23 protein-coding genes are annotated in these 23,608 nt (G+C 67.0%); 13 read left to right on the forward strand and 10 right to left on the reverse strand.

The window, feature by feature from the left end:
• Positions 1-2: 2 nt before the first annotated feature.
• Together IEX50_RS06980 and IEX50_RS06985 are read right to left on the reverse strand one after the other, a co-directional pair.
• Positions 3-239, reverse strand: a complete 237-nt coding sequence (locus tag IEX50_RS06980) for a helix-turn-helix domain-containing protein (RefSeq protein WP_157175026.1) — start codon at positions 237-239, stop codon at positions 3-5.
• Positions 239-865: a hypothetical protein gene (locus IEX50_RS06985; RefSeq protein WP_157175025.1), complete on the reverse strand. Its 627-nt coding sequence runs from the start codon at positions 863-865 to the stop codon at positions 239-241. Before IEX50_RS06985 ends, IEX50_RS06980 begins: the two co-directional genes overlap by 1 nt.
• A 141-nt stretch (positions 866-1,006) precedes the next feature.
• Here IEX50_RS06985 and IEX50_RS06990 point away from each other — a divergent pair, with 141 nt between their 5' ends.
• The 7 genes from IEX50_RS06990 (at position 1,007) to IEX50_RS07020 (ending at position 8,348) form a co-directional block, all read left to right on the forward strand.
• The gene (locus tag IEX50_RS06990; RefSeq protein WP_229673710.1) at positions 1,007-1,636 is read left to right on the forward strand and encodes an acyloxyacyl hydrolase; all 630 of its coding nucleotides are present in this window, start codon (positions 1,007-1,009) and stop codon (positions 1,634-1,636) included.
• Positions 1,633-1,962 carry a hypothetical protein gene (locus IEX50_RS06995; RefSeq protein WP_157175023.1) on the forward strand — a complete coding sequence of 110 codons (330 nt, stop codon included), beginning with the start codon at positions 1,633-1,635 and terminating at the stop codon, positions 1,960-1,962. The genes IEX50_RS06990 and IEX50_RS06995 overlap by 4 nt, the downstream gene beginning before the upstream one ends.
• Before the next feature lie 152 nt (positions 1,963-2,114).
• Positions 2,115-3,005: a 3-hydroxyisobutyrate dehydrogenase gene (gene mmsB / locus IEX50_RS07000; protein WP_157175022.1), complete on the forward strand. Its 891-nt coding sequence runs from the start codon at positions 2,115-2,117 to the stop codon at positions 3,003-3,005.
• Positions 3,006-3,061: 56 nt separating this feature from the next.
• Entirely contained in the window at positions 3,062-3,481 is a 420-nt protein-coding gene (locus IEX50_RS07005; protein WP_157175021.1) for a hypothetical protein, read from the forward strand.
• 465 nt (positions 3,482-3,946) lie between these two features.
• Positions 3,947-4,612: an HPP family protein gene (locus IEX50_RS07010; protein WP_229673711.1), complete on the forward strand. Its 666-nt coding sequence runs from the start codon at positions 3,947-3,949 to the stop codon at positions 4,610-4,612.
• Positions 4,613-4,785: 173 nt separating this feature from the next.
• Complete coding sequence (locus tag IEX50_RS07015) at positions 4,786-6,849, forward strand: alpha/beta hydrolase family protein (RefSeq protein WP_157175826.1); 2,064 nt, start codon at positions 4,786-4,788, stop codon at positions 6,847-6,849.
• A complete protein-coding gene (locus IEX50_RS07020) occupies positions 6,846-8,348 on the forward strand; it encodes a S10 family peptidase (protein WP_157175019.1) in 1,503 nt (500 codons plus the stop codon). The genes IEX50_RS07015 and IEX50_RS07020 overlap by 4 nt, the downstream gene beginning before the upstream one ends.
• Before the next feature lies 1 nt (position 8,349).
• On the opposite strand, the gene IEX50_RS07025 is transcribed toward IEX50_RS07020, so the two are convergent.
• The gene (locus tag IEX50_RS07025) at positions 8,350-9,777 is read right to left on the reverse strand and encodes an amino acid permease (protein WP_373285283.1); all 1,428 of its coding nucleotides are present in this window, start codon (positions 9,775-9,777) and stop codon (positions 8,350-8,352) included.
• Between the two features lie 90 nt (positions 9,778-9,867).
• Between IEX50_RS07025 and IEX50_RS07030 the strand changes: the two genes are divergently transcribed.
• A complete protein-coding gene (locus IEX50_RS07030) occupies positions 9,868-10,491 on the forward strand; it encodes an acetyltransferase (RefSeq protein WP_157175018.1) in 624 nt (207 codons plus the stop codon).
• Positions 10,492-10,571: 80 nt separating this feature from the next.
• Entirely contained in the window at positions 10,572-11,180 is a 609-nt protein-coding gene (locus tag IEX50_RS07035; protein WP_157175017.1) for a DUF922 domain-containing protein, read from the forward strand.
• A gap of 1 nt (position 11,181) precedes the next feature.
• On the opposite strand, the gene IEX50_RS07040 is transcribed toward IEX50_RS07035, so the two are convergent.
• The 5 genes from IEX50_RS07040 to IEX50_RS07060 form a co-directional block, all read right to left on the reverse strand.
• The gene (locus tag IEX50_RS07040) at positions 11,182-12,399 is read right to left on the reverse strand and encodes an aminotransferase class V-fold PLP-dependent enzyme (protein WP_157175823.1); all 1,218 of its coding nucleotides are present in this window, start codon (positions 12,397-12,399) and stop codon (positions 11,182-11,184) included.
• A 32-nt stretch (positions 12,400-12,431) separates the two neighbouring features.
• Positions 12,432-14,807 carry a TonB-dependent receptor plug domain-containing protein gene (locus tag IEX50_RS07045; RefSeq protein ID WP_373285284.1) on the reverse strand — a complete coding sequence of 792 codons (2,376 nt, stop codon included), beginning with the start codon at positions 14,805-14,807 and terminating at the stop codon, positions 12,432-12,434.
• Positions 14,808-14,949: 142 nt separating this feature from the next.
• A complete protein-coding gene (locus tag IEX50_RS07050) occupies positions 14,950-16,242 on the reverse strand; it encodes a sensor domain-containing diguanylate cyclase (protein WP_157175016.1) in 1,293 nt (430 codons plus the stop codon).
• Between the two features lie 9 nt (positions 16,243-16,251).
• Positions 16,252-16,605 (reverse strand): phosphonate transporter, encoded by a 354-nt coding sequence (locus IEX50_RS07055; RefSeq protein ID WP_157175015.1) that lies wholly within the window; start codon positions 16,603-16,605, stop codon positions 16,252-16,254.
• Positions 16,606-16,806: 201 nt separating this feature from the next.
• The gene (locus IEX50_RS07060) at positions 16,807-17,661 is read right to left on the reverse strand and encodes a manganese catalase family protein (protein WP_157175014.1); all 855 of its coding nucleotides are present in this window, start codon (positions 17,659-17,661) and stop codon (positions 16,807-16,809) included.
• 245 nt (positions 17,662-17,906) lie between these two features.
• Between IEX50_RS07060 and IEX50_RS07065 the strand changes: the two genes are divergently transcribed.
• Together IEX50_RS07065 and IEX50_RS07070 are read left to right on the forward strand one after the other, a co-directional pair.
• On the forward strand, positions 17,907-18,620 hold the full coding sequence (locus IEX50_RS07065; protein WP_157175013.1) for an ATP-binding protein: 714 nt from the start codon (positions 17,907-17,909) through the stop codon (positions 18,618-18,620).
• A 439-nt stretch (positions 18,621-19,059) separates the two neighbouring features.
• A complete protein-coding gene (locus tag IEX50_RS07070; protein WP_229673712.1) occupies positions 19,060-19,698 on the forward strand; it encodes a Crp/Fnr family transcriptional regulator in 639 nt (212 codons plus the stop codon).
• 22 nt (positions 19,699-19,720) lie between these two features.
• On the opposite strand, the gene IEX50_RS07075 is transcribed toward IEX50_RS07070, so the two are convergent.
• A complete protein-coding gene (locus IEX50_RS07075) occupies positions 19,721-20,419 on the reverse strand; it encodes a Crp/Fnr family transcriptional regulator (RefSeq protein WP_221237509.1) in 699 nt (232 codons plus the stop codon).
• Positions 20,420-20,617: 198 nt separating this feature from the next.
• On the opposite strand from IEX50_RS07075, the gene IEX50_RS07080 reads away from it, so the two are divergent.
• Together IEX50_RS07080 and IEX50_RS07085 are read left to right on the forward strand one after the other, a co-directional pair.
• Positions 20,618-20,890 (forward strand): cupredoxin domain-containing protein, encoded by a 273-nt coding sequence (locus IEX50_RS07080; protein ID WP_157175011.1) that lies wholly within the window; start codon positions 20,618-20,620, stop codon positions 20,888-20,890.
• A gap of 89 nt (positions 20,891-20,979) precedes the next feature.
• Positions 20,980-21,183 (forward strand): hypothetical protein, encoded by a 204-nt coding sequence (locus IEX50_RS07085; RefSeq protein WP_157175010.1) that lies wholly within the window; start codon positions 20,980-20,982, stop codon positions 21,181-21,183.
• Positions 21,184-21,197: 14 nt separating this feature from the next.
• Here the strand turns inward: IEX50_RS07085 and IEX50_RS07090 are convergent, their stop codons facing one another.
• Positions 21,198-23,369, reverse strand: coding sequence for a family 1 glycosylhydrolase (locus IEX50_RS07090; protein WP_157175009.1), 2,172 nt, complete (start codon positions 23,367-23,369; stop codon positions 21,198-21,200).
• Positions 23,370-23,608: the final 239 nt, after the last annotated feature.

Consider the following 23,608-nt stretch of genomic DNA (forward strand, 5'->3'; position numbering starts at 1 on the left):
ACCTACTCGCTGTCGTCCAGGCGAAGATCGTCGTCCGAGATCTCATAGGCCAGGATGTCGCCCGGCTCGCATTCGAGATACCGGCAAATCGCGGCGAGGGTGGAGAAGCGTACGCCTTTGACCTTGCCTGACTTGAGCAACGACAGGTTCGACTCGGTAATGCCGATCGCCTCCGCCAGCGCCTTCGAGCGCACCTTGCGGCGGGCCAGCATCACGTCGAGGTTCACGATAACGGGCATCAGACGAAGGTCGCCAGATCGCGCTCGGCCCTGATCCCGGCCTCCAGCGCCCAGGCGGTGGCGTAGGCGGCGATCGCCAGCAACATCGCCGGCCCGGCAACGGTCAGATCAAGCGCGATATACCAGGACGCACCGCTCGGCGTCCCCGGGAACAGGAGCATCGCCCGCAAACTGTCGGTCAGCGGCTGCACAATCGCCCAGAGAACCGCAGACAGTGCGCCCCGCTTTAACCACGGCAAGGCGCGCGCAAGAACCGGCCCGCCAGCTCCCCCAAGCCGCCGCAACGTCAATCCGACCGCCACGAACAGGAAGATCAGGAAGACCTCGTCGAACAGGATCAGGCCGGCCAGCCCCGCGCGAACGCGCGGCCGGGCGGCATAGGCGGCGAAACGCGCACGCGCCGCAGGGTCGCTCGAAACCGATGCACGTTCGGCGTCCGGCAACAGGGCGCCGGGGTCGACGTCCGGGTGGCATGCACCCGAGTCGCTGCACGCCAGCGACCATCCCGGCATGATCGACTGCGAAACGGTTGCCCCGCCCCAGATCGTCGCGACTAGCAGGAACACGACACCGGCCATCCGGCAGATAAACGCCTTCCGCGGGGGAAGAATATAGCTGTCGGACAAGGTCTTCTTTCTGTTTGACGAAAACTTATTGTGATAATACACCATAGGCAACGGCGATGCGACAGCCGTCCTCAAGGGGGTCACATGATATCTCGGAACAGCGTCATTGGCGCCGCGCTGGCGCTCGCCTCCACCTCGGCCATGGCGCAGGACGACGCCATGCCGCGTGACCGGCCATCGCGCTGGGCGGGATCGGAAGTTGCCGTCGGCGTACTGCACCACGGGTCGAACTTTCACCCGCTGGGGGAAGAGCTGATATTCGATTTGCTTAGGCTCCCCGCCGGCCAGATCTACGAGGGCAGCGAAGAAGACGGAACAATCGATGTCCAGCTGGTCTACCGTAGCGCGCCCTTGCGGTTCGCCCTGAAGCCGCGGCTGACCGCCAAAGTGCAGATCAATACTGCCGGCCGCACCAGTTTTGCCAGTTTCGGCGCCGAATGGCGGCAGCACATCTTCCGGGGTCCGGTCTATGGGCAGATCGGGATCGGGCTGACCGTTCACGACGGCTACCGCTTCACGCCCGATCCGTTCGAACCCGGCCTGCCGATCGGCCAGGCGAGGCGTCGCTATGCCATCTACCGGACGCACACATCGTTCGGGTCGCAGCTGTTGTTCAACCCGAACGCGTCGCTGGGCGTGCGCCTCGATAAGCGTTGGGCGATCGAGGCGACCTGGGAACATTTCAGCCATCGCCAACTCTTCTCCCTGCAAAATCCCGGCCTCGACAGTCTCGGCCTGCGGCTGGTGCGCACTTTTGGCCCGCGGCGATGATCCTGCTGGCCTTCGCACTTGTGGCTCAGACCGTCCCGCCACCCGCCGCAACGGACGATATCGTCGTGACGGCACGCCGGATGGAGCGGCTCAAGCGGCTCCGGATGACGACCAAGCTCGACCAAGCGACCGGCGTCACCCGGTGCATCTTCAAACGTCGTAGCGACGATCCCGCGCTGGACTCGGCGGTCTGCAACGCCGCACTCGCCTGCGTCGCGAAGGTGAAGACGGTGGAGGAGATGCGCGCCTGTATTGCGCCGGCCATGAATGCCCTGGTCGCGAAGGACGTGCCATGGAGCGCAGAAGCCCCGAAGAGGAAGCGCTAGTGCGTCGCCATGCGGCGCTCCGATCCTATCGTCTTTCCGCCACGCCTTCTTCCGACGACCGGAACCGTCCCGCCGCCCCTCGCCACAATCACGCCCTTGCCATGCCTCCCGCGCGGGCCGACATCGGCGGTAACGATAAATAGGAGAGCGACATGGCGACGATCGGCTTCATCGGCCTTGGCAATATGGGCGGCGGCATGGCTGCCAACCTCGCAAAGGCGGGCCACGCCGTCCACGCGTTCGACCTGTCCGCCGACGCGGTCGCGCGGGCGCAGGACGCAGGCTGCACCCCCGCCGCGTCGGCGCGCGAAGCGGTGGCGCAGGCCAAGATCGTCGTTACCATGCTCCCCGCCGGTCGCCATGTCCGAGCGGTCTACGAGGCCGACGTATTCGGAGCGGCCCCGGACGGCGCGCTACTGATCGACTGCTCCACAATCGACGGCGCATCGGCGATCGCGGTCGCCTCCGCCGCCACGGACCGCGGCTACCTTATGGTCGACGCTCCCGTTTCGGGCGGAATCGCCGCGGCCAACGCCGGCACGCTGACCTTCATGGTTGGCGGCGCGGCGGACGCATTCGCCGCAGCCGAACCAATCCTGGCCGCGATGGGCAAGGCGGTGATCCACGCCGGGGCCGTTGGCGCGGGGCAGGCCGCCAAGATCTGCAACAACATGCTGCTCGGTGCGACGATGGTCGCGACGTGCGAGGCGTTCCTGCTCGCCGAAAAGCTCGGGCTCGACCTCGCCACCTTCTACGCCATCTCATCGCAGGCTTCGGGGCAGAGCTGGTCGATGACGAGCTACTGCCCGGTCCCCGGCGTCGGCCCCGAAACCCCCGCCGACCGCGGCTACGAAGGCGGCTTTGCCAGCGCGCTGATGCTCAAGGACCTGAAACTGGCGATCGAGGCCGCGCAGGGCGCCGACGCCAGCGTGCCGATGGGTGCCACCGCCGGCGCGCTGTATCAGGCGCTCGCAAACGCGGGCGACGGCGGGCGGGACTTTTCGGCGATGATCCGCTTCCTCGACGGCAAGGCCGGCCGCTAAGCCAAGCGGTTCGCGCGGGCTGGTCACACCCGGCCGGTCCGCGCTATCCCGGCGTCATGATACACGTCATCCGCGCCGTCACCGCCCGCAGCTTCGAAACCGCGCTGCGGCTGGCGGTGGACGCAGTGGCGGACGGCGAGTCGGTCCTAATGATCTTCGACGACATCGCGGTCCAGGTCGATCCCGGCGACGGCGAGACGACGATCGCGCGCAACCACGATGCGATCCGTGCGCAGGTCGCCGCGCGGCTCCAGCATCGTCCTTTGCTATCGGAACGCGCGCCGCTGCTCGGCGACGTCGTCGAAACGGTCGAGGACGACCACGCCACCCGCATCGCGCGCGGCACCGCGGGCATCGTCACCGATCTGGTCGGCGGCATCGGCACCGCGCCGCTCGTCAACCTTGTCGTCCGGTTCGCGCGCCGTACCGTCGACTATGCCCATGCCGACCTGCACACGCTGCGCCACTTGCGCTGAGGCCGGAAGCCCCCCGGTCAGTGAATCAGTGCGAGCAACCCGACGGCGGAGATCGTCCCCAAAACGACACCGGACAACATCATCGCCGTGAACGGCTCACTCTTCACCGGGCAACCGCATTGGCACCCCTGCATGTACATCGTGTCGTGCGATCCTGGCGAGCAGATCATGCCCATATTCTCGCAGAACGGGCATGTCCCCGACCCGGCCCGACGATCGGTCTTATCCAACATCCTCAGCTCCCGTTTTTACGGTTAGATGACGAGACTATGACAACTCCCGGTCTTACTCAATATGCGGAGAAGCACCGGTACATCAGGCTTCCGTCGGTCGAAATCACTGGCTTTCCAACGCCGTAACGGGACGGGTATCGCGCACATAGCGGATCGATCCTGCTGCCCCATGTTCAGGCGGCGCGCCACGCGGTACGGCCTCCCGCGATCAACCGACAGGAGCAGTCTCGCTGTGCAGTTCTTCAATCCCATCCTGCCCGGCGCGACCCTGTCCGGCCGCTTAATCGCCTGCCTTGGTGCGGCGCTTGGCATCACGCTGACCATCGTGCTCTGCGCGACCGTACCGCTGTCGGTCGCGGACCTGCCGATCATCGTGGCACCACTCGGCGCATCGGCCGTTCTGGTGTTCGCGGTGCCGGCGAGTCCGCTGGCGCAACCCTGGCCCGTGATCGGCGGCAACATCCTGTCGACGCTGATCGGTGTCGCGGCGTTCCGGATGATCCCGGACATGGCGCTCGCCGCCGGCATCGCGGTGGGCGGCGCGATCCTGGCGATGTCGCTGTTCCGGTGCCTGCACCCGCCCGGCGGGGCCGCCGCACTCACAGCCGTGATTGGCGGCCCCGCGGTCCACACCGCCGGCTTCGGCTTCGCGCTGTTTCCGGTCGGTCTGAACTCGCTGGCTCTCGTCCTGATCGGGGTGCTGTTTCACCGCGCGACCATGCATCGCTACCCGCACCGCCCCGCGGGCACGCCGTCCGCCCCCGCCTTGCACGCCGCCGATATCGACGCGGCGCTTGACGACATGCACGAGGGGTTCGACATCGACCGCGCAGACCTCGACGCGCTCCTCACCCACGCCGAGCGCCACGCCGTCGCCCGCACGACCAAACCCCGCTAGCCCGTCCCCTGCGACCAACATGGACAACCGCGCGCCGAACCCACGCGACCCGCCGCGATCGTCCATTGCGCCTCCGTGACGATCGGGCATGATGCAGCATCGTAATAATCGACGGAGCTGCCCCGTTGCGCCTGCCTCTCGTGCTCCTGCTCCTTGCAACCACACCAGCCGCCATGCCCGCAAACGCGCAGCAGCAGCCAACCGCCCCGCCGCCCGACGCCCCGACGCGCAGCTTCACCGGCGCGGACCTGTTCGGCCTGTCGATCGCCGCTGATCCGCAGATTAGCCCCGACGTCCGCAGCATCGTCTATGTCCGCCGCACCGGCGACATCATGACTGACCGGATGCAGTCCTCGCTCTGGCTGATCGACGTCGCCAGCGGCCGCCAGTCGCCGCTCGCCGCACAGGGCTCCAGCCCGCGCTGGTCGCCGGACGGCACCCGCGTCGCCTATATCGCGCCCGACGGCGACGGATCGCAGCTGTTCGTCCGCTGGATCGCCACCGGCGCCAGCGCGCGCGTAACGAGCTTCCCCGGCAGTCCGCAGGCGCTCGCCTGGTCGCCGGACGGCACGCGCCTCGCCTATATCGCCACGGTCGCGGGCGAGGCGACGAAGCTCGGCAAGGCCCCGCCCAAGCCGGAAGGCGCCAAGTGGGCCGAGCCGTTGACGGTCATCGACCGCGTCAACTACCGCAACGACGGCCCCGGTTACGTGAAGCCCGGCCGCGACCACCTGTTCGTCGTGGCGGCGGACGGCGGCGCGGTGCGGCAGCTGACGTTCGGCGCGTTCGACGATGGCGGCCCGCTGTCCTGGACGCCCGACGGCCGCGAGATCGTGTTCGCCGCGATCCGCGGGCCGGAGGCGGATCGCCAGGTCATGAACTCCGACGTCATCGCCGTCGACGTCGCGACCGCCACGATGCGGACGCTCACCACCCGCGACGGTCCGGACGGCCAGCCGCGCGTCTCGCCCGACGGCGCGCGCATCGCCTGGCTGGGCTTCGACGACAAGCGCCGCAGCTACGAGAACACGCAGCTCTACGTCGGCGATCGCAACGCGGGCGGCCCACGGTCGCTCACCGCCTCGCTCGATCGCGGGATCGAGGATGCCGTCTGGGCGGCGGACAGCCGCGGCCTCTACGCCGACTATGACGACCACGGTCGCCGCCGGATCGCGCGGATCGCACTCGACGGGCGGATGACGCCGCTGGTCGACAATGTCGCGGGCGGCGGGCTCGACCGGCCCTATACCGGCGGCGAATTCTCCGTCTCGCGCGGCGGAACGATCGCCTACACCGGGGGCGACGCGGGCGCCCCCGCCGACGTCTGGATCTACAGCGGCGGCAAGCCCCGCCGCCTGACGCAGCTTAACGCCGTGCTGACCGGCACCAAGGCGCTCGCCCCGGTCCGCAAGATCGCGGTCACCGCGCCCGACGGTCGCCCGATCGACGCCTGGATCGCGACGCCCGCCGGCCATGTGCCGGGCCGCCGCCTGCCGCTGATCCTCGAAATCCACGGCGGCCCCAACAGCGCCTACGGGCCGAGCTTCGCCACCGATGTGCAGCTCTACGCCGCGGCCGGCTATGCCGTGCTCTGGACCAACCCGCGCGGCTCGACCTCCTACGGCGCGGAATTCGCCAACCTGATCGACAAGAATTACCCGTCCGCCGACTATGACGACCTGATCGCCGCGGTCGACGCCGCGATCGCAGACGGCACCGCGGACCCGCAGAACCTGTTCGTCACCGGCGGGTCGGGCGGCGGCGTGCTGACCGCCTGGATCGTCGGCAAGACCGACCGGTTCAAGGCCGCCGCGACGCAGAAGCCCGTGATCAACTGGGTCAGCGAGGCGCTGACGATGGACAACACGCTGTTCACCTCGCGCTACTGGTTCTCGAAACTGCCGTGGGAGGATCCGATGAGCTACTGGAAGCGCTCGCCGCTCAGCATCGTCGGCAATGTGAAGACACCGACGCTGGTCGTGGTCGGCAGCGACGACTACCGCACGCCGGTGTCGGAGGCGGAGCAATATTATGCCGCGCTCCAGATCCGCGGCGTGCCGACCGCACTCGTCAAGGTCCCCGGCGCCAGCCACGGCGGCTTCACCGCCCGCCCGTCGCAGTCCGCCGCCAAGGCGTCCGCAATCCTCGCCTGGTTCGACCGCTACCGCACCGGCCCCGGTGCCCCCGTCCCTGCCCCGGCCAAGCCCGCCAGCCCAGCAGCAGAAAGCCCGCAATGACCCTCCCCCGCCTCCTGACGGCCGCCCTCCTGCTCGCCACCGGCGTCGTCGCCCACGCGCAGGACAGGCCCGACAAGACCACCACCACCGTCGAGAAGAAGGCCGACGACGGCAGCAGCCTGCCCCCGCTCCCGGCCGACAAGACGGTCACCGAAACGGCGCGGATCGGCGGGCGCATGATCACCTACCGCGCGACGGTCGGCACGCTCGCGGTGCGCGACGACAAGGGCAAGGAGATCGGCCAGGTCGTCTACACCGCCTACACCGTCCCCGGCCGCGACCCCGCCCGCCCGGTTACCTTTGCGTTCAACGGCGGCCCCGGCGCGGCCTCGGTCTACCTGAACCTCGGCGCGGTCGGGCCAAAGCGCGTCCAGTTCGGTGCGCAGGGCGATGCCCCCTCGGACTCGCCCATCGCGCGCGACAATCCGAACAGTTGGCTCGACCTGACCGACCTCGTCTTCATCGACCCGATCGGCACCGGGTTCAGCCGCAGCCTTGTCGACGAAGCCCAGACGAAGAAGGCGTTCTATGCCAACGACCCGGACGTCCGGTATTTGTCCAAGATCGTCTACGACTGGCTGGTCAAGGAAGGCCGGCTGCGCTCCCCCAAATATCTCATGGGCGAAAGCTATGGCGGCTACCGCGCGCCGCGGATCGCCTACGAACTCCAGTCGCAGATCGGCGTCGGCGTCAACGGCCTCATCATGGTCTCGCCCTATCTCGACCCCGCGTCCGGCGACGACGCCACCGCGCTCTCACCACTCCCCTGGATGATCGACCTGCCGTCGATGGCCGCCGCGAACCTGGAACGCCGCGGACAGCTGACCCCCAACGCGATGGCTGAGGTCGAGGCCTATACACGCGGCGATTTCGCGCGAGACCTGCTCCGCGGGAGATCCGATCCCGATGCCACCGGGCGCCTCGTCACGCGCGTCACCGAACTGACCGGGCTCGATCCCGCGCTCGTCAAACGGCTCGGCGGCCGCGTCGACAACCGCACTTATCTGCGTGAAATCCACCGCGGCGACGGCACGATCGGGAGCGTGTACGATTCCAACGTCACCGCGTTCGATCCCTTCCCCTGGTCGCCGCAGCAGAAGTCCAACGACCCGATCCTCGACGCGCTGATCGCCCCCACCACCAGCGCGATGGTCGATTTCGTGACGCGCGAGGTCGGCTGGAAGACCGACGCGCGTTACAACGCGCTGTCCTACAGCGTGAACGCGGCGTGGGACCGCGGCAAACCCGCCGACGCGCCGGTCACCGACCTGCGGAAAGCGATCGCCAACGATCCAAAGATGCGCGTGCTGATCGTCCATGGCTGGGACGACCTGTCCTGCCCGTTCTTCGCCTCCCGCCTGATCGTCGATCAGATGCCGGCGTTCGGCGTCGCGGAACGCGTCCAGCTGCGCGTCTATCCCGGCGGCCACATGTTCTACAGCCGCAACGACAGCGGCGCGCAGTTCAAGTCCGACGCCGCCAGCCTCTACCGCCCCTGACTCAAGCCTCGCCGGCCGACACCCTCCGCCGGCCGGCGAACGCGAAGTAGATCAGCAGACCGATCACGTTCCACAGCAGGAAATAGCCCTGCGTCCGCGCCGGCAGGCTGGCGAACAGGTACAGGCACCCCAGGATCGCGAACCCGCCGACCAGCCAGGGCAGCGGCGTCCGGAACGTCCGCACTGCATCGGGCGCCCGGACCCGCATGATCAGCATGCAGACCGACACCGCGACGAACGCCGCCAGCGTCCCGGCATTGGCCAGCGCCGCGATCTCCGCCAGCGGGAACAACCCGGCGATCGTCCCCACGATCACCGCGGTGAACAGCGTGATCCGCACCGGCGTGCCGCGCTTCGACACCGTCGCCAGCGCACCCGGCAGCAACCCGTCGCGCGCCATCGTGAAGAAGATCCGCGACTGGCCGTAGAAGAACGCCAGGATCACCGTCGGCAACGCCACCACAGCCGACGCCGCCAGGTAGTTCGCCGCCCCCGGTTGCCCCAGCAGTCGCAGGATCAGCGCCAGCGGCTCCGGACTGTCCGAAAACCGCGTGTAGGACAGCGCGCCGACCGCGGCGGCCGCCACGCCCATGTAGATCAGGATGCACAGGATCATCGACCCGACGATCCCGATCGGCAGGTCGCGACCCGGGTTCTTGGTCTCCTCCGCCGCCGTCGCGATCGCGTCGAATCCGTAGAAGGCGAAGAAGATGATCGCGGCTGCCGCCATCACCCCGCGCTCCACCCCGTCCGGCCCGGTCGTGCGCGCAAAGCCGAACGGCATGAACGGCTCCAGGTTCGACCGCTGGAAATAGGGCAGCGCCACCGCTACGAACACTGCCAGCGCGACGATCTTCACCACCACCAACAACGCATTCAGGTTCGCGCTTTCCTTGGTGCCCAGCGTCAGCAGGCCCGCCACCACCGCGATGATCGCGATCGCCGGCAGGTTCACGATCCCGCCCAGTTCCGGCCCCTGCATGATCGCCATCGGCACGCCGGCCCACGCCTGCAGCAACGGCGCGGCATAACCTGACCACCCGACCGCCACCGCGCTGACCACCAGGCTATATTCCAGGATCAGGCTCCACCCGATGATCCACGCGACCAGTTCGCCGATCACGACATAGGTGTAGGTGTACGCGCTGCCCGATGCCGGGATCATCGTCGCCATCTCGGCATAGGCCAGCGCCGCGCACGCGCAGATCGCGCCGGCGATGACGAACGACAGGATCACGGACGGCCCGGCCTTCGCCGCCCCCACGCCGATCAGCGTCAGGATGCCCGTGCCCACGATCGCCCCGACGCCCAGCGCCACCAGATGCGGCCAGCCCAGCGTCCGGCTCAGCCGATGTTCGGGCGCCATGTCCGCCCGATCGACGACCAGCTTCCGCCTGTTCCAGTTCGCCAACTCGATCCCCCATATCATCCGCCCGCGCCTGACGGCACGCGACCCCGGACTTTCCGTCCCGTTCGATCCGCGACATAAGCCCGGACGGGCGGGCGGAGTAAAGTGCGGATGGCGGTCATCATCGTGTCGGCATCGACCGGGCAGCATGCCGCCGTCGTCTACGAAGCCGCGATCCTCGCCGGGCTACCGCTCGCCGGCTACGTCACCGTCACGGACGGTCCGCCCATGTCGCTGCTCGACTGCCGCTGGCTCGGTCGCCTCGACGCGGTCCTAGCGGCAGACGTCGCGAGCGGCCACCAGTTCATCGTCGCCTGCGGATCGAACGCGCTCCGCCGCACCTTGACGCTGTCGCTCCAAGAGGCGGGCGCGTCGCTCGCCACCGTCGCGCATCCCGCTGCGATCCTCTCGCCCAGCGCCACCATCGCCCCCGGATCGGCCATCCTTGCCGGCGCCATCGTCGGCCCGCGCGCCGTCCTGGGCCGCGGCGTCATCGTCAACCACGCCGCCAGCGTCGATCACGACTGCCGGCTCGGCGATTTCGCCCACATCGCTCCCGGCGCGCGCCTTGCCGGCTCCGTTCAGGCCGGCGCGGGCGTGTTCGTCGGGCTGAACGCGGCTGTGCTGCCCGGTCTCCGCATCGGGGCGGACGCGATCGTCGGCGCCGGCGCCGTCGTGACCCACGACGTCCCGCCGGGCGTCACCGTCGTGGGCATCCCGTCCCGCCCGCGCTAGAAATTTCGGCACGACCGCGGCGATGTTGCGGCCCATCGTCGGTTACCTTTTGGTAACGAAGTCGCGCCTATCGTTCAGTTATGTCGGCACTCGCTATCTTCGCCGCTTTAGCAGCCGCAGCCGCGCCGCCGTCGGACGCGCCGACCGGACAATTTGCCGCCATTCCGAACGTCACGCTGACATTTTACGACGTCACCGGCCGCGATCCAGCCGCCATCCGCCGATCGATTGACGCTGCGCGCCCGACCGATCCCAATGACGGGGCACGCGTCGACGGCCTCAGCGCTTACCGTTACGCGTGGCAGTGGGTCAGCGAACAGGGCGTCTGCCACATCATGCCCGACGACATCCAGTTCGCCGCGACCATCATGATCCCGCGCCTGACGACGGCCGTCTCCCCTGAACTGCGCGCGGAGTTCGACCTCTATATCCGGACGTTGCTCGCTCACGAATATGGCCATGTCGGTTTTGGCTGGGCGCGGCGCGTCGAGATCGCCGCGGCGATCAACGCCGCCGACTGCAACACCGCCAACGTCGCGGCACGCGCCGCCGTGACCGCGATCGGCATCCAGAATGCGGCATATGATGCCGAGACAGGCCACGGCGCGAACGTGATCCACCCGTTCGGCTATGCGCGAAACGCCCGCTGGACCACCGACATGCGCCGCGCCAGTCGGCTGGAGATGTGACCTAGACCGCGCCGCGCGCCATCGATCGGAGCGCGGCGACCAGCCGGTCCATCTGCGCCTCGTCGTTGAACAGCGCTGGCGACACCCGCACGCACGCCCCCTTCGCGACGCCGGTGCGGTGGACGGTGAAGATGCCGTGCCGGTCGAGCAACGTCTTGGCGACCGCGACATTGCCCGCCACATCGCCGATCCCGTTCAGCCGGAACGACGTGATCCCACCGTGCAGCGCCGGATCGTCCGGCGTCAGCACGTCGATCCCCGGCACCCCGCGCACCTGCCCCACCCACCGGTCGCGCAGCGCACGCAGCCGCTCTGCCCGCCGCGCCCGCCCGATCCGCGCCTGAAACGCCAGCGCCGCCGGGACAGTCAGCTGGGCCGCGAAATCGACCGTCCCGGTATGAACCCGCGCCTGCGTATCGTCGCGCCCGTCCGCTTCGTTCAACGGATGCCGGTCGATCCGGTCGAGCGCCCCCGCCCGGATATACAGCGCCGCCACGCCCAGCGGCGCGCCCAGCCATTTATGGCCGTTCACCGCCACGAAATCGCACGCCAGATCGGGCAGCGCGAAGTCGAGCTGGTACCAGCTGTGCGCCGCATCCACGATTGTATCGATCCCGCGCGCCCGCGCCAGCGCCGCAATCTCCCGCACAGGCAGCACCAGCCCGGTCCTGTGGCTGAGATGGGTCAGCAGCAACAGCTTGATCCGCGGATCGGCATCGAACGCCGCGCGATACGCCTCGATCAGCGCATCCTTCGTCGCCGGCTCGGGCAACGCGATCCGCCGCACGTTCGCCCCGCGCCGCACCCGCAGCGACTCCATCGCCGCCTGCATGCTGTCATAATCCAGGTCGGCGTAGAGCACGCCGTCCCCCGGCTTCAGCCGGTTATACCCCAGGATCAGCGCCTCCAGCGCCTCGGTCGCGTTGCGCGTGATCGCGATCTCCGCGCCCGGCACACCCAGCGCCCCCGCCAGCGCGTCCCGCGCCGCGACCAGGTCCGTCCCCATGCCGCGCCGCGCGTAGAAGCTCGTCTCGCGGTTCACGCGCGTCACCTGCCGCGCATATTCCGCCGCGACCGGCCGGGCCATCATCCCCCAGTTGCCGTTCTCCAGCTGGATCACGTCGCGCGGCGCATCATATTCTGCCGCGATGCCCCGCCAGAACGCGGCGTCGCGCGCACCGACCGAAGGCAACGCCGCCGTCAACGGCAGCGCCCCCATCCCCGCGATCACCGCGCGCCTGCCGACCCTGCTCAAAACTTCACGTCCATCCGCACATAATATTGCCCGCCATCGGTATCGTAGGGCGCGTTGCGCGAATAGACGAGCCCGCGCGATGCCTGGAACACCGCCTCGTCCGGATAGGTGTTGAACACATTCTCCGCGCCCCCGCGCAGCGTGAAATGGTCGTTCACACGGTAGCTGACCGACGCATCGAACAACGCGATCGACCCGAAGTCCTGGAAGATCTCGCCCGTCGCATTGCCCGTCGAGTCCGTCCACGGCCCATAATAACGCCCGCGCACCTGCGCCCCGAACCGCCCGATGTCGTACCCGATCGTCGCGGTCCCGTTACGCTTGGGCAACCGCGTTTCGAAGATCCGCCGCTGCGCCTCGTTGCCGATCGCCGCACTCGCCCCGCTCGTCACCTTCGTCTGGTTGTAGTTGTAGGCCAGGCTCACGTTCGCACGCCCCGGCCCCACCTGCCGCGCATAGCTCAGCACCGCGTCGATCCCGCGCGTCCGTGTGTCGAAATCGTTGGTGAAGTAACTGACCGTCGTGAACCGGTTCGGGTTGGCGAAGCTCGCCGGCACCGCGAACGAGCGGGACTCGCTGAACCGGTCATCGACGTCGATCTGGTACAGGTCCACGCTCCCGCTCAGCCCGAACTTGGACTGGAACGTCAGCCCGGCGGTCACCGTCTTCGACGTCTCAGGCTCCAGCGGCTTCGCACCCAGCGCCACCGCCAGCTCGCTGTTCGGCGACAGCCGGCCCGCATTGAAAACCTGCAACGTCACGGTATCGAGCCCTTGCGTCGTCGACACCGTATTGAGCTGCGCCGGCGTCGGCGCGCGGAACCCGGTGGAATAAGTCGCACGCGCCGCGATCCCCTCCACCGGCTCGACCCGCGCCGCCAGCTTGTAGGTGAACGTATCGCCGAACGCGGAGAAATCCTCGTACCGCCCGGCAGCACCCAGCGTCACCGCCTCGACCGGCTTCCATTCCAGGTCGGCATAGCCTGCATAACTGGTCTGCCCGAACACGCCCGCCCGCTCCGGACCATAGCCCGGAAACCCGTTCGCATTCGGCGCCAGCCCGAACGCCGCGCCCGGCCCGATCGCATAGGAGGCCGGGTCGCCCGCCGACACGCGGTACGTCTCGCGCCGCCGCTCCGCTCCGAACGCGACGTTGACCGGCTCGCCCACACCCACCGGCAAACGGTAGACGAAGTCAGCGTTCAAATTGAACTCGCGCTGCTGCAAGCGGCCTAGGTAGAAGCTCGTCGGGCTGTTCGGCCCCAGCGACGCATTGACCGTCTCGTCCAGATTATAGCTGATCCGGCTCTGTCCGAACGACCCGCTCAGGTCGTAGCTGAACCGGTCGCTTGCCGCCCCGCGCACGCCCGTCATGGTCTGCACGTCGCTGAAGTTCGTACCCAGCCGCGGCGTGAACCCGGTCGGAAAGACCTGCGCGAAATTGAACCCCGGGAACACCGCGACATTGCTGAACACGCTGGCCGTGCCCGCCGGGTTGCGCCAGTTGAAATCGGTCTGCCCCTCGCCCTGCTGCACCGTCCCGAACGTGTAGAGCGTGATCGCATCGGTCAGGTCGTAATGCGCGTTCAGCGCCCCCTGCACCCGCTCGACATCGGGCTGGCCCCAGCGCTGGACAGGGTTCGGTACCGCCAGTTGCGGGTTTGCCGCCTGGAACGCGATCGCGTCCGGCCGCTGGCGGGACCGCGACGTGGCATCCCCCTTGTCGAACTGCCCGGTCAGCACGATCACGCCGCGATCGCCAAGCGCGATGCCGCCGCGCACGCCGGTCTGATACTCGGCCCCGTCGCCGCGATAATATTGCGAATATTGCCCGAACGCCTGCATCCCCGGCCGCTCGTCCAGGACCAGGTTGACGACGCCGGCGATCGCGTCCGACCCATATTGTGCGGAGGCACCGTCGCGCAGCACCTCGATCCGCCCGATTGCCAGCGGTGCGATGCTGGCCAGATCCGGCGCCTGCGCCCCGCGCGTGCCGAGCAGCGCGGAACGGTGATACCGCTTGCCGTTCACCAGCACGAGCGTCTGGTCCGCCGACAGCCCGCGCAGGCTGGCCGGCCGCACGAACGCCTGCCCGTCCGCCGCCGGCAGACGCTGGACGTTGAACGACGGCAGCAGCTGCGCCAGGATGTCCGACACGTCGCCCGACACGCTCGACTGGATCGCCTGTTGCGACAGCACGTCGACCGGCGCCAGCGTATCATACTGCGTGCGTGATCGGTCGCGCGTACCCGTCACCACGATCGCATCGGCATCCCCGCCCGCGGGCGGGCCAGCGTCGGTCGCGGACAAGATCTGCGCGGCCAACGGCGACGCGGTGGCAAGGGCAGCAAGTCCACACAGAATGATACGCAACGAACAGTCCCCCGGTCCCGACCGGGCCAGACGGCTCAGTCGGGCCGCGGCTAGGCGGTCCGGTTTGCAATCTTGTGACGATGCCGTGGCGGATCGCGCGAATGCGGCGGACCGAAATCACGGTCCGGCGGCCGCCCGGACGCTATCCGGCCGGCGCGACCGCGTGCGAGGACATGCACACCCGGTTCCGCCCGCCGCTCTTGGCCGCATAAAGCCGTTCGTCCGCCAGCGCGACGAGCCCGTCGACCGACCCCGTCTCGTCCATCGTGGCGCACCCGAAACTCGCGGTGACCTGCAACATGCCATGCGGCGTCCCGACCACAAGGGCCGCGATCGCGCATCGCAGTCTCTCCGCCAGCTCCACCGCTTGGGCATGGTCGTATCGCGGCAGGAGGACGCCGAACTCCTCCCCACCCAACCGCGCGAAGATGCCGCCCGGCGGCATCAGCGCCGTGCAGACCTCGGTGATCCGGCACAGCAGCGTATCGCCGATCGGATGCCCATAGCTGTCGTTGACGGCCTTGAAATGATCCAGGTCGAGCACGACCAGCGACAGCGGCTGGCGCAATTCGCGCCAATGGACATGCTCGCGCGCCATCGTCTGGCCGAAATGCCGTCGGTTGGACGCGCCGGTCAGGTGGTCGCAACTCAGCAACCGGTGCAGGTCCGTCGCGGCGGCATCGCGCTGCGGTACATCGCGCAGCACGACGGAGAATCGACCGCCCGGTGCCCCGCCGCCTTCGGACACCACCACCAGCCGCTGGCACCAGTAGAGATCGCCATCCGCCCGCTTCTGCCACCCTTCCTGCAGATGCCAGCCGTCCCGCGCCGCGATCACCAGCTGTTCGTCGAGCCGTAGTTCGCCGCTCGGGGCATCGGTCGTCAGGATATCGGCAAGGTTATGGCCCGTAACATCGATATGATCATACCCCGTCAGCCGGGTGAAACACGGCGTCGCCGAAGCGATGGCACCATCGAATGCGATCGTCAGCGGGGCATAGCCGTTGACGCCGTCCAGCAACGTCGAAAACCATGTGTCCACCTCACGCAGGCGCCGTTCCTGGAACACCTGCTGGCTGACGTCGGTCAGCGTGGCGATCAGCCGATCCGGGCCGATCCGCACCAGCGAGCACGCCAGCACCTTCGGGACCTTGTCCCCCCGCCCGGGGCCCAGTTCCACGAAGATGCGGTGCCCGTCGCAGATCCGGCCGGTTCGCGCGGTGAAAGACGCGACCATGCTGCGCAGTTCGGGTGCATGTTGTTCCAGCGCGGAAAACAGGTTGCAGACATCGCGCGATCCGGCGAGCGGCATCAGGTGCTGCATCGCGTGCGGGTTCATCACCGCGATCGCGCCGCTGGTATCGCACTCGATCAACCCGACGGGACAAGCGTAGAGAAACTCCAGAAGCTGCTCCTCGCTCGACCCATCGGCCATGCCGGGCGCCTAGCGTTCGATCAACAGGTAGCGCCGTGCGATTTCGGGCGTGGCGAGCAGGCGAAGTCGCACCTTGGTCGGCCGCATCCGCAACGTCAGGACGTAGGGCACGATATCGTCGAGCTCCGGCTCGTCCTCGAACCGTTGCGCCACCATGAAATTGTTCATGCACTGTGCGATGATGTCGAAGAACGGTACCCCGATGACCGTCGCGGGGTCCAGCCCCGACTGCCGCGCCTCGGTGGCATTGTACGTCTCCACGACGGTGTCCGCCTTGAAACCGACGACGCCGAACGGCAACGCATCGCACTCCGACGGCTCCATCCCGTCCAGGTCGCGCACGTTGATTGTTTCAAAACTCATGGACGCCAGTCCCCCCAAATTACCACACTCCGACATGCGTCGATCACCCGCCTGCGCCCGTCGCGCGGTCCGCCGGATGCCGGCCCGGTCGCACGCACGGGCGGCGACGGGCGGCCGTCACCGCACCATCGCCGCCCGGATCAAACCGACCGCGCCGGTCCGGAGGCCGACCGTCGTTCCCGACGATCGACCCCCAAAGGCTCAACCGATCTGCTGCGTCTGCGCGCCGCTGTCGGGCCGCGCCGGACCCAGGTTCGGCGTGTCACCCAGCGGTTCGTTGCGGAACACGGTGAACTCGCCCTTGCCGTCGATCGACGGACCGCCGGTCCAGCGGCCCTCCGATGCCACGCCGTCGGCGCTGGTCACGTAGAAATTGTAGTTGTTCTGCTGGTCTTCCTCGCTTTGCGGGAAGGAATTCGGGATCGGCAGCGTACCGGCCGCACCGCCCAGTTCCTCCAGCACCGCCAGCCACTGCTGCTGATGCATCGTGTCGCGCGCGATCATGTAATGCAGCATCTTCTTCATGCCGGCATCCTCGGTCGCGTTGAACAACCGCACCGCCAGCACGCGACCGGTGGCTTCGGCCGCGACGTTGCAATGCATGTCCGCAGCGATGTTCCCGCTGGCATAGATGTGGCTCATGTTGAACGGCACGCCGTCCGAATCCATCGGCATCGCCGCCATTCCGGCCGAGAGCAGGTTCTTGTGGATCATGCCCTCGATCGCGTGGCGACCGTTGGTCCCGCCCATCACGGCACCGACGATGCTGTCTGCGGCACCGTCTTCCTGCAGCGACGTCGGTGCCTTGCTCAGGTTCATCGCCACCGCGGTCGCGAGCATCTCGATATGGCCGATTTCCTCGGTCGCGGTGTGCAGCAGCATGTCGCGATACTTCGGGGTCGGCGCGCGGTTGCCCCACGCCTGGAAAAAATACTGCATACAAACGCGGATTTCGCCTTCGACGCCACCGATCGCCTGCTGCAGCATCGTTGCGAACGCCGGATCCGGCTTTTCGACGGTAACGGGATATTGGAGGCGGCTGTCATGGTAGTACATATCGGTCTCCTTGCCAGACAACCGATTCCTAACCCGGCGGGATCATGATATTCTTGATGCAGGATAATAGTGCGTCGTAAAAGTCGAGCCCAATGAAGACATATGATCCGGGTTTGTTACCTGGGCTAAATTTGGCGCCTTTATATGCGAGTCCATCGGTTATATTAACCCCGGACAAGATTGCGTGGTTGCCGTCATGTTAGTCGAGATCGACAGCAAGGAGTTGCTCGATGGGACTCGGGGGCATGACGCACTTGAAATCCGACACGCGACCCACGCGAACCGAAGAGCGTTTGCTCGGGCTGTTCAGCGCCGTTCCCGATCGTGTGCCATCCGCTCCCGACGGCACGTCGCGAACCGACCGGGCGCTCTGGGCCGCGGACGCGTTGCACCGCGCGAACAACCTGACGCAGATGTCCTCGTCGCTGGCCAGCCTCGGCACGGGAAAGCGGTTCGGGCCGGTCGCCGACGATCATGTCGGCCGCGCCCGCGCCCTGTCGCGCGCCTATGCGGAGCTTGGCACGGTCGACGGCTCCGGCCTTCGCGTCCCCTGCGCGCCGCTGCTCGTCGCGATCGTCGAGCGGCTCGTGGCATTGTTCGGCGAGGCGCGCTCCATCCACGTCCGATTGCTGGTGGAACCAGTCGCCCTGCCACATGACCAGCGCCGCGCGCTCACGCTCATCGCCAGCGAACTGGTGATCAACGCGCTGAAATACGCTTTCCCGAACGCGGCATCCGGTACGATCGACGTGTCGCTTCGTCAGCGCGGACCGGACATCCTGCTGTCCGTCGCCGACGACGGCTGCGGCATGCCCGCCGACCACGCGCAAAGCCGCGGCCAGGGCACGGGCCTCATGGCGCGGCTCTGCGCCCTGCTGAACGCCGCGATGCAGTGCGACACCGGGCCGGGCGGATCGACGATCGTCATTTCGGTACCGCAAATCGCGGGTGCGCAATGAATCGGTCGATGGCGCCCTGCCACGATTTCACGGAACATCATGTAATAATGCCTGAAATTTCCAGAGCGAAGCATTGGCGCGGTTCCCGGCCTTGAACAGCCTCCCGGTCCGGCTGCCCCCTGCTCGGTAAAAGCTTCAAAAAAAGTATTGCGGGTCAATATTTGGATAATGACGTAACGTCATTATGACATGTTCGTGCAATTCATGATAACGTTTTGATAATCTTTGCCTTACATCGGAAAAATAATATTGCATAACTGCAATAGGGTTCAGTAGAAATTTGAGCGCGAATTGACATTAATGCCTTGAAGATGGGAGAATTTTTTCGTAAGACGGCGACATGACCGATGTTGATGCCAGTGCGTTCATCCGAAAACTTTCTGGATACGGCGCCTTGTCCAGCGAAGAACTTGAGATACTCAAGGGCGCTTGCGGAAATGTGCGGAAAATCTCCGCGCGTCAGGAACTGGCGCAGGAGGGAGATCGGCCGGAAACCGTCTTCCTGATGCTCGAAGGTTGGGCGATGCGCTACACGGTCATGCCGGAAGGCGGGCGGCAGGTCCTCGCCTTCCTGATGCCCGGCGACTTCTGCAATTTTCACGTCACGCTGCTCGCTGAAATGGATCACAGTATCAGCGCCATTACGCCGGGGCTGGTCGCCGCGATCCCCCGCGCCCAGGTCACCCGGTTGTGCGAAAGCACGCAGAACCTGCAACGCGCCTTCTGGTGGTCGCAACTCGTTGACGAAGGCGTGCTGCGTTCCTGGATATCCAGTCTCGGGCGCCGCAACAGCCACGAACGCGTCGCGCACCTCATGTGCGAACTCTACGTCCGCGCACACAATATCGGCCTCACGCGGCAGGACGGCAGCTGCGAGATGCCGGTGTCGCAGCTTGTGCTGGCCGACGCGCTCGGCCTCACCCCGGTCCACGTCAACCGTGTGTTCCGCCAACTGCGGCTCGACAATGTCCTGACGATCGGGCGCGGGCGGCTGATCGTCAACGACATCGACAAGCTTGTCCGGATCGCGGGGTTCCAGGGCAACTACCTGCACCGCAGGCTTCGCGCTGCCGCATAAATCGACGCCGCGCCGCTCGGCGTCAGGCGATCTGGCGCAGGCGGCGGTGCAGGTAATTCTCGTCGAAGCCTGCGATCTGCGCCAGCATCACGGGATCCTGGATCACCATTGTCCCGCGGCGGATCTCCATCGCCGCGCGCGACCGCAGATCCTTCAGCACGCGGTTGATGTGGACGGGGGTCATGCCCAACGCGTCGGCCAGCATGATCTGCGACAGCGGCAGCTCGAACCCCTCACCGTCGATCAGCCCGATCCGGCTCGCCCTTAAATAGAGTTCGCACATCAGATGCGCGACGCGCTCGATGCTGGTGCGCCGCCCCATGCTGACGATCCACGCGCGCAGCGTCCCCTCGTCGGTCAGCTGCGCACGGTACATCGCGCGCCGGATGTTCCGGTGGCGGTCCATCAGGTCGTCCAGCACGCCGTTGGCGATCGTCGCGATCCGCGCCGCCTTCACTGTCTGTATGCTGTGATCCATTTCCGCCAGCGTGCCGACATGCAGATCGCACGCATCGCCCGGCAGTAGGAACGCGACGATCTGCCGCGTCCCGTTGGGCAGTATCTTGTAACGCTGCGCCCAGCCGTCGAGCACGACGAACAGCGGACCCGGCCGGTCCCCTTCGCGGATCAGGTCGGTCCGTGCGGCAACCTTCCGTGCCGACTTCGTGACATTTTCCAGCGCAACGATATCCTCGTCGGCAAGCGGACCGAAACCCTTCAATTTTTGGATGAAATGGTTCGACACCGGCCCCTTGTAGTCAGAGATGTACTTGAGCGATATTGCCTTACAATATTATCATATTTTAAGCTCGGATGATAAGTTTCCTGTATTGAGGGCCGTGAGTTCGGCACCGTCACGTCGCTGACATGCCGGACCGCTTGACGGATATTCCTCCGCCCTGAACGAAAAGACGCTCAGATGACCGGCACCAATACCCTTCCTTCTCCCGATGCGAATCTCGGACAGTCCGCCTTGCTGCTCGTCGAAAGCCTGATCCACGCGCTGGTCGAACGCGCCGTCCTGCCACTGGACGAGGCGATCGAGATCGCGCTCACCGCCTGCGACGTGCTGCACGGTGCCAACCTGGAAATCGGGTTGGACGAGGCGGAATGCGCGCGGTCCGCCGCGCCGCTGAAGGCGATCCACGCGAGCCTGCAAGTCGATAAAAATCCAGCCCGCACACAGGCTTAACATCGTATAATGTGGATCGCCCCCCGTCGGGTATCAGCATTCTTCGGTGCGAAGTCCGCGCCCGCAGAACATATCCGGAGGGGTCGCAAATGCAGACGCACATCCTGGATTGGGGCAATTTGCGGATCGATACCGACGGTTCGCTGATCGTCGTGTCGCTTGCCGGCGGAACCTCCTTCTCGCTCGCGCCGCAACAGGCCCTCGAAGTGTCGCAGGCGTTCCATCAGGCCGCGATCGACGCCGAAGGCAGCAAGGCCTGGCTGCGGACCGCCGCACGGCCCGGAACCTTCTAGCCCGACGATCCGCGCTACGCTGCTCGCGCAGTCCTGCGCCGGTGCCGCTCCACCAACGCACCAATGGTTTCCCCAAGCCCGCCTAGGGAAATCGTCCGCTCGCTTCCAAGCGCGGCATAGGCGGGACGAACCGCCTTCAGCCCGAGCGTGGCGCCCGGAACCGTCTGCACGAGGTCCGGATCATAGCCCGCGGCTGCCGCGACATGCCTGGCAAACGCCGCCCAGCTGACCGCCGTCTCGCCGGCCAGATGCCAGATCCCCTCCGCGCCGTCGATGAACAGGTCGAGCGCCGCATCGACCAGCGCGGGCACGGAACTCGGCGTTACGATCTGGTCGCCGGCCGCTGCGAACGGCCGGTTCGCCGCCAGCGCATCAAGCGCTGCCCAGACGAAATTCTGCGTATCGAATGGTGCAAAGAACGCCGCGGTCCGCACCACCATCCCGCCGGGCAGCACGGAACACACCTGCTCCATCGCCGCCTTGCTGCTGCCATAGGCGTTCAGTGGCCGCGGCGCATCGGACTCGACATAGGGCCGCGTCGCGCTGCCATCGAACACCAGATCGCTCGAAAAGGACAGGCACGGGATCCCGCGGCCCGCACAGGCACGGCCAAGCGTGATCGCCGCTTCGGTGTTGATCCGCCGGCACGCCGCCTCCTCGGTCTCCGCCTCGTCGACCCTCACCCAGCCGGTCGCGTTGACGACGCCCCAGGGGCGGTACGCGTCCAACGCGGCCGCGATCCGGTCCGGCCGTTCCAGGTCCAGCGCGTCACGGCGCGTCACGACATGGTCGATCCCCCGCGCGACGCAGGCCTGCGCGAACGCCTGCCCCAGCGTGCCGCTCGCGCCGCAGATCAGCAGCGGCCCGGTCCCGTCCTGCTCCTCCGGCGTGCGCGTCGCCGGCGCGGGGCGGCTCAGCGGCACATGGGTCAGCCGGTCTGGCCGGCGCCACCAGCCAGGCGCAGCCACCACCGGGTGACGCGCCGCACCGGTCGGCAGTCCGCGCCACAACGTCGCAAGCGCCGTCGACCGCGGCGCTCCTTTTCCCACGTCGAATACGCCCGGCTCGTACAGGCCCGGCGCGGTCAGCAACTTGTTCCAGTCGTGACTGCCGAGCAGCGCCCATGCCGTCACCGCTTCGATCGCGATACCCTCTTCGCGTAGCGCGCTGGCGGTGTCCCACGCCTCCGCCACCCAGCGCAGCTGTTCCTCGCGCGTGCAACCATTATGAACTTCGGTCAACGCGATGGGTGTGCCGTAACGCTGCCACGCCTCACGCAAGACGCCCGCCAGTCCGGCCGGCGGCGGATCGAGCGCGCGCACCGCTTCGGTATCGGCATAGGCGATCTGGTCGTTGCTGCCATGCGTATGGACCGGGTAACGCTCGACCCGGTGATCCAGGAACCGGTCGCTGGTCAGATAATGGTTCACCCCCACCACGTCCGGCGGGCACGGATCGTCCGCGATCGCCCGCAGCCGGTCGCCCAGCCCCATCCGGTCGAGCCGCGCCCACAGCGGATGGTGCGGCGTCACGCGTCCGAACAGCAGGTCCCAGCCCGCCCAGCGACGCAGATTGTCGAACGCCGCCTGTTGCGCCATCCGGACCGTGGCATAAGTCCGGCCAAGATCGTCGGTCTGGATCAAGCGCGCCCGGCGGTTGATGCGGCGCACGGCTTTCATCGCCGCCCGCGTCCCATCGACCTGCGTCAGCAGCGCCCGCCAGAATGACCGTTCGTCGCGGTGGTGCGGATACCAATGGCCGTAAAGCCCCGAAAAGCGCGCCGTCGTCAGGGGCTCGTTGACCGGCGTCCAGTCGACCACCCACGGATAACGCTCGGCAACCTCGGCCGCAAAGTTTCCCAGCCCCGCGGCAAAGCCGTCGTCGAGCAGGCTCGTATGCGCCGGTCCGCTGCCATGATGGACCAGCCCGACAATCGGGCGGACACCGCGCGCGCTCAGCCGGTCCAGCCGCGCGTCACTCCAGCTCCAGTCGGGTTCGGTCCTGTCGGCCGGGCGGACCCGCTCCCACAGAACCGGGAAACGCAACGCCGTCAGCCCCAGATCGGCGAACAGATCAATGTCGTCGAGACGATCCTGGTGCCCGCTGCGCCGCATCTGGTCGAGATAATCATCGCCGACCCGGTTCACCGTACATTCCACCCCGCCCCAAAAGTTCAGTGGTTTCATCGGTGGTCTCCTTCCAGATCAAACAGCTCATGCCTGTCGTCGTTCCGGCTGTAATCTTGATCTAGATTGTTATTGTTCGATTTACTGGAACTAACACTATTAGGTGCCGTTCATTCTATCTATAATCAAAAAGGGATTAGCATGCTCGGCACAGTTTCCTCGGATGGTCGCAGATCGTCGAACCTTCGGCCGGAAACCGATCAATCGACCTTGATTTGCTTCAGTCATCTTCGCTGGGC

The organism is Sphingomonas prati (assembly GCF_014643515.1).
In the GTDB taxonomy this organism is placed as follows: Bacteria; Pseudomonadota; Alphaproteobacteria; order Sphingomonadales; family Sphingomonadaceae; genus Sphingomonas_R; species Sphingomonas_R prati.

Bases quoted from the DNA above. Each gene is read 5' to 3' on its own strand.
- IEX50_RS06980 (WP_157175026.1), bottom strand. From the start codon at position 239: ATGCCCGTTATCGTGAACCTCGACGTGATGCTGGCCCGCCGCAAGGTG.
- IEX50_RS06990 (WP_229673710.1), top strand. From the start codon at position 1,007: ATGGCGCAGGACGACGCCATGCCGCGTGACCGGCCATCGCGCTGGGCG.
- IEX50_RS06995 (WP_157175023.1), top strand. From the start codon at position 1,633: ATGATCCTGCTGGCCTTCGCACTTGTGGCTCAGACCGTCCCGCCACCC.
- mmsB (WP_157175022.1), top strand. From the start codon at position 2,115: ATGGCGACGATCGGCTTCATCGGCCTTGGCAATATGGGCGGCGGCATG.
- IEX50_RS07005 (WP_157175021.1), top strand. From the start codon at position 3,062: ATGATACACGTCATCCGCGCCGTCACCGCCCGCAGCTTCGAAACCGCG.
- IEX50_RS07015 (WP_157175826.1), top strand. From the start codon at position 4,786: ATGCCCGCAAACGCGCAGCAGCAGCCAACCGCCCCGCCGCCCGACGCC.
- IEX50_RS07020 (WP_157175019.1), top strand. From the start codon at position 6,846: ATGACCCTCCCCCGCCTCCTGACGGCCGCCCTCCTGCTCGCCACCGGC.
- IEX50_RS07025 (WP_373285283.1), bottom strand. From the start codon at position 9,777: ATGATATGGGGGATCGAGTTGGCGAACTGGAACAGGCGGAAGCTGGTC.
- IEX50_RS07030 (WP_157175018.1), top strand. From the start codon at position 9,868: ATGGCGGTCATCATCGTGTCGGCATCGACCGGGCAGCATGCCGCCGTC.
- IEX50_RS07035 (WP_157175017.1), top strand. From the start codon at position 10,572: ATGTCGGCACTCGCTATCTTCGCCGCTTTAGCAGCCGCAGCCGCGCCG.
- IEX50_RS07040 (WP_157175823.1), bottom strand. From the start codon at position 12,399: ATGGGGGCGCTGCCGTTGACGGCGGCGTTGCCTTCGGTCGGTGCGCGC.
- IEX50_RS07050 (WP_157175016.1), bottom strand. From the start codon at position 16,242: ATGGCCGATGGGTCGAGCGAGGAGCAGCTTCTGGAGTTTCTCTACGCT.
- IEX50_RS07055 (WP_157175015.1), bottom strand. From the start codon at position 16,605: ATGAGTTTTGAAACAATCAACGTGCGCGACCTGGACGGGATGGAGCCG.
- IEX50_RS07060 (WP_157175014.1), bottom strand. From the start codon at position 17,661: ATGTACTACCATGACAGCCGCCTCCAATATCCCGTTACCGTCGAAAAG.
- IEX50_RS07065 (WP_157175013.1), top strand. From the start codon at position 17,907: ATGACGCACTTGAAATCCGACACGCGACCCACGCGAACCGAAGAGCGT.
- IEX50_RS07080 (WP_157175011.1), top strand. From the start codon at position 20,618: ATGACCGGCACCAATACCCTTCCTTCTCCCGATGCGAATCTCGGACAG.
- IEX50_RS07085 (WP_157175010.1), top strand. From the start codon at position 20,980: ATGCAGACGCACATCCTGGATTGGGGCAATTTGCGGATCGATACCGAC.
- IEX50_RS07090 (WP_157175009.1), bottom strand. From the start codon at position 23,369: ATGAAACCACTGAACTTTTGGGGCGGGGTGGAATGTACGGTGAACCGG.